General features: G+C 71.6%; 1 pseudogene. It reads left to right on the top strand.

Annotated features, from left to right (window positions below):
• Window positions 1-580: pseudogene (locus D588_RS0113810) on the top strand (leucyl aminopeptidase family protein); the annotation flags it as partial.
• Between the last annotated feature and the right edge of the window lie 429 nt (window positions 581-1,009).

Raw genomic sequence — 1,009 nt, 5'->3', positions numbered from 1 at the left:
GCGGCTGCCGCTGCGCCTGACCGTGCTGCTGCCGGCGGTGGAGAACGCGGTCGGCCCGAACGCGTTCCGCCCCGGCGAGGTGATCGCCACCCGCCAGGGCACCAGCGTGGAGATCGACAACACCGACGCCGAAGGCCGCCTGGTGCTGTGCGATGCGCTGGCCTACGCCAGCGAGCAGCGCCCCGACGCGATCCTGGATTTCGCCACGCTGACCGGCGCCGCGCGCATCGCCCTGGGCCCGGACCTGCCCGCGCTCTTCAGCAACGACGACACGCTGGCGCAGGCCTGGATCGCCGCCGGCGAGCGCACCCGCGACCCGGTCTGGCGCATGCCGCTGTGGCGTCCTTACCTGCGCTATCTCACCAGCTCGGTCGCCGACCTGGCCAACGCCGGCTCGCGCATGGCCGGCGCGGTCACCGCCGCCCTGTATCTGGAGCGTTTCGTGCCGGCGCGGCAGGCCTGGGCGCACCTGGACGTGTACGCCTGGAACGACAGCGACCGCCCCGGCCGCCCGGCGGGTGGCGAAGCACTGGCGCTGCGCTCGGCGTATGCCATGCTCAAGGCGCGTTACGCGGGGTAAGTCGCGTTCGATGCGGCTGCGCGGCCGAGATCGCGCAGGCTGCCGCTGCTGCGCCGGTGGCTAGGCAACAGCACGCGGTTCATTGCCGCGCATGCATCTCGTGCAGGGGCCACTTCGGCTGCGATGCGGCGGTGTGCGGCTTGGTCGCCTTTGGATGCAGTCGGGACTGAAGTCCCTCCCACAGTGTCTCCGTCGCGCCGACCGCGCCCTGGTGGGAGCGGCTTCAGCCGCGACGCGCGGCAGTGTGAGCAGCGTTGTTGCTTCGGACATCGTCGGGACTGAAGTCCCTCCCACAGTGCACCCACCACACCGGTCGCACCCTTGTGGGAGCGGCTTCAGCCGCGACGCGCGGTGGTGTGCGGGTTGATCGCCCTCGGACACAGTCGGGACTGAAGTCCCCCTCACAGTGCATTCGCCACGCCGACCGCG

The sequence above is a fragment of the Xanthomonas sp. SHU 308 genome, assembly GCF_000364645.1.
Classification (GTDB): Bacteria; Pseudomonadota; Gammaproteobacteria; order Xanthomonadales; family Xanthomonadaceae; genus Xanthomonas_A; species Xanthomonas_A sontii.
The sequence above is the reverse complement of the archived record's forward strand: the minus strand, read 5'-3'. Positions and strand labels throughout refer to the sequence as shown.